Origin of the sequence: Candidatus Magnetobacterium casense (assembly GCF_019173545.1) — a bacterium.
In the GTDB taxonomy this organism is placed as follows: Bacteria; Nitrospirota; Thermodesulfovibrionia; order Thermodesulfovibrionales; family Magnetobacteriaceae; genus Magnetobacterium; species Magnetobacterium cryptolimnobacter.
This window is the reverse complement of the sequence record NZ_JABXWD010000375.1, coordinates 1-3,262: the sequence shown is the minus strand read 5'-3', so window position 1 is coordinate 3,262 and position 3,262 is coordinate 1. Positions and strand designations below refer to the sequence as shown.

Below are 3,262 nucleotides of genomic sequence, written 5' to 3'. Positions count from 1 at the left end.
TCTTGCCCGCAGCCAGGAAGACGTACTCCGGCCTGTTGGCGCTAAAAAACGTCTCCACCTCCGCCTTCTCACTGAGGTTCAACTCTGCCCAACACGGATTCACTAACGTGATAACCATGACGCGGGCAGAGTTGAACCTCAGTGAGAAGGCGGAGGTGGAGACGTTTTTTAGCGCCAACAGGCCGGAGTACGTCTTCCTGGCTGCGGGCAAGACCGGTGGCATCATGGCAAACAAGACCTGGCCGGCGGACTTTCTCCACGCCAACATTTCGATTCAGGACAACGTCTTTGAGGCCGCACAGCGTTACGAGGCCAAGCACGTCATCTTCTATGGTTCCTCCTGCATCTATCCCAAGCACTCTGCGCAGCCCATCCGTGAGGGCTATCTCTTCACCGGGGAGATCGAGCAAACCAGCGAGGCCTATGCCGCGGCAAAGATAGCCGGTGTCATAGCGTGCAGGGCCTACAACACTCAGTACGATACCAAGCGTTTTATTGCCCTGCTTCCCAACTCAATGTTTGGCCCCTACGACAACTTCGACCTAACCAGCTCGCACGTCCTCTCCGCCCTGATCCGCAAGCTCCACGACGCCGCACGCAGAGGGGACAGCAAGATAGAGCTTTGGGGCAGCGGCAACCCTCGTCGGGAGTTCGTCTACAGCGAGGACGTGGCCGATGCCTCGATCTTTGTGATGCACAACGCCCAACGTCTTGCCAACGTCCACTACAACGTCGGCACCGGCAAGGACTACTCTATCAGAGAACTGGCCGGATTGATCGCCTCCGTCGTCGGATACAAGGGCGATATCGTGTGGGATACGTCCAGGCCCGATGGCACGATGCAGAAGCTCCTGGACAGCAGCGCCATGTTGTCTCTGGGATGGCAGCCGTCATTTTCACTCCAAGAGGGGCTGCGGTTGACCTATGAGTGGTTTAAGGACAATCACGGTGGCGGGTAGGAGTTGAGGAGGGCGTTTCGAGCAGTTTTTTTTTGCTTGACAAAGGGGTGGGGAGTTGTAGTACTATAAATGGCAGTGTTAGAAAAGGAGGCCGTGACTAAATGCCAGATGAAGTCGAGGTAAAAATAGTAAATGCAGACGGTGATCCTTATGTTGTAAAAGTGGTGAATAAAGAAAGTGATCCCCATAACGTAAAAATATTGACAAAGGAGGATAAGCCGCTTTATATAGAAGAAATAACAAAAAAAGATTGGTTGTATCGATATGAGAAGCTTATTCTACCTACACTTAGTTTTATGGTTTTAGTTATTATCGGGACAATTGTTAACTCTTTAGCTTGACAATGTCATATTCCAATCTCTGCAACCGACAATCTGCATGTTTACTTAAATGTGACATTGGGTTGATTATACACAACATTTCAATTGTATAGCTGAACTATTATCTTCTTTCTTCATAGGATGTAGTAAACAGAGGGCTTGGTATTTAGCTCCTTCTGCAAGAGACCTGTCTTCCGGGTGCCGATAAGCCCGTGCACTTCGCTGCTTGTGTCGTTTATGTCGCCGAAGGTTCGCACACCCATCGGACACGTCGTGACGCAGGCGGGCAGCTCACCCTTCTGCACGTGCTCGATGCAAAAGTTACACTTGTGGACGTAACCGTGCTGTTTGCTGATTATCCTGACGTCGTAGGGACACGCAAGGATACAGTACTTACACCCAATGCACGTATTATGGTCAACCATGACAACGCCGTCCTGGCGCTTGTAGGATGCCCCAACGGGACAGACCCTTACGCAGGGCGGATTGTCGCAGTGCTGACACGCCACGGGCAGAAAACTCCTGCTGAAATGCGGATAAACGCCCATCTCACGTTCCTCAATGCGATTGTAGTATTGTGGTATCTCCAACGAGTTCTGGTTTTGACAGGCGATTACACAGGCATAACACCCAACACACCTGGCAGGGTTGATAACCATAACCCACTTATGTTTTTTTTCTTGCGTCATACCTTTTTCACCTTTACAATGACCTCCGAACTCATAACGTGCCCCACGACGGGGTCAAAGTGCGTGTTCAGAAAATCGTTGTAGGATGGCCCGATGCCATAGGCGTTTTGTAATGCCTGCGAAAATATCCCATACCCACTGGGCAACCACACCGCCGATGGATGTATCCCCTCGGTGAGCCTGACCTTGACAACGCCCCTGCCAAGCTCGTTGTCTATGACGACCATGTCACCGTCCTTGAGGCCCAGACGTTGGCCGCGCTGCGTGTTCATCCACAGACGCAGGAGGTTGTAACGAATGCTTAACTGCATCAGGATGGCAATGTTGGCGGTCATCGAGTGTGTGGCGACGGACTGCTTGCCGTGGATAAGCCTGAAAGAATGCGGGTCGTTCTTATCCGGGGACAACAGTGGCTCCTGCCATCTTGGGAGGGGGTCTACAGACCAAGCGGATAGTCTGTCGGAGTATATCTCCACCTTGCCCGACGGGGTCTTGCAGGGCTTAAAGCCTTCCACCCAGTGCGGCCCGACTTCAACGACGCCCTCTTTCTTGAGCGTCTCCAGGGTTACGCCAAATGGTTTCAGACGGAAGTGGTTGAGCTCCTCGTTTGTAAAGTTAAAGTATTTCTCTATGCCAACGCCCTTGGATATCCCCTTGAGGATGTCCAATAACGGTTTGGTGTCATGTATGGGTGGTACGACCTGTTGGGTGATGGTCAGTTGAGCCACCCTTGCCGAGTGTACGGTGTCCACGCTGTCGTCACGCTCCAGGAAGAAGGACTCCGGCAACACGTAATGCGCCAGGGCTGCCGTCTCCGACATCACACAGTCGATGGTCACCAGCAATTGCAAGTTCCTGTAGCCGGCAATGACGCGTTTGGGATTGGGGTTGGTTCTGGCCGGGTTTGAGTGATAGACAAAGCCCGCCTTCAACACACCAGAGAGTGCCAGTTCCGGTATTGCATGTGAGATGCCGTCGGAGTACGACCCCGCCGGATACCTGCCAGGAATGCCCGAGCCATCGGCCTTTGGAACCCCGGGGATATCGGGCGAAGGATGCCCTGCCTCCTTTAGCTCGCCTAACGTTGGTTGCAACGGCATGTACAACCCGCCCGTGCGCTCATAGTTGCCAAGGAGTGCGTTGACAATGGCCACCGCCCGTGCGGTCTGGAAGCTGTTGAGGTAGCCCGCTCCATAGCCACCGTGATATCCGCGGTGTATCATCGCCTTGGGGCGGTATGAGGCAAGTTCTCTGGCGATGCGATATATGGTGCCCTTGGGGATGTCGCAGACCC

4 protein-coding genes are annotated in these 3,262 nt (G+C 53.2%); 2 read left to right on the top strand and 2 right to left on the bottom strand.

Annotation, left to right across the window (positions count from 1 at the left end):
* Both HWQ67_RS15065 and HWQ67_RS15060 read left to right on the top strand, forming a co-directional pair.
* The coding region (locus HWQ67_RS15065) for a GDP-L-fucose synthase family protein (protein ID WP_218253514.1) at positions 1–959 on the top strand (959 nt) is incomplete at its 5' end.
* 101 nt (positions 960–1,060) lie between these two features.
* On the top strand, positions 1,061–1,300 hold the full coding sequence (locus tag HWQ67_RS15060; RefSeq protein WP_218253513.1) for a hypothetical protein: 240 nt from the start codon (positions 1,061–1,063) through the stop codon (positions 1,298–1,300).
* 113 nt (positions 1,301–1,413) lie between these two features.
* On the opposite strand, the gene HWQ67_RS15055 is transcribed toward HWQ67_RS15060, so the two are convergent.
* Together HWQ67_RS15055 and HWQ67_RS15050 are read right to left on the bottom strand one after the other, a co-directional pair.
* Complete coding sequence (locus tag HWQ67_RS15055; protein ID WP_218253512.1) at positions 1,414–1,968, bottom strand: 4Fe-4S dicluster domain-containing protein; 555 nt, start codon at positions 1,966–1,968, stop codon at positions 1,414–1,416.
* A partial coding sequence (locus tag HWQ67_RS15050) for a molybdopterin dinucleotide binding domain-containing protein (protein ID WP_218253511.1) occupies positions 1,965–3,262 on the bottom strand: 1,298 nt, incomplete at its 5' end. The genes HWQ67_RS15050 and HWQ67_RS15055, both read right to left, overlap by 4 nt.

Bases quoted from the DNA above. Each gene is read 5' to 3' on its own strand.
- HWQ67_RS15060 (WP_218253513.1), top strand. From the start codon at position 1,061: ATGCCAGATGAAGTCGAGGTAAAAATAGTAAATGCAGACGGTGATCCT.
- HWQ67_RS15055 (WP_218253512.1), bottom strand. From the start codon at position 1,968: ATGACGCAAGAAAAAAAACATAAGTGGGTTATGGTTATCAACCCTGCC.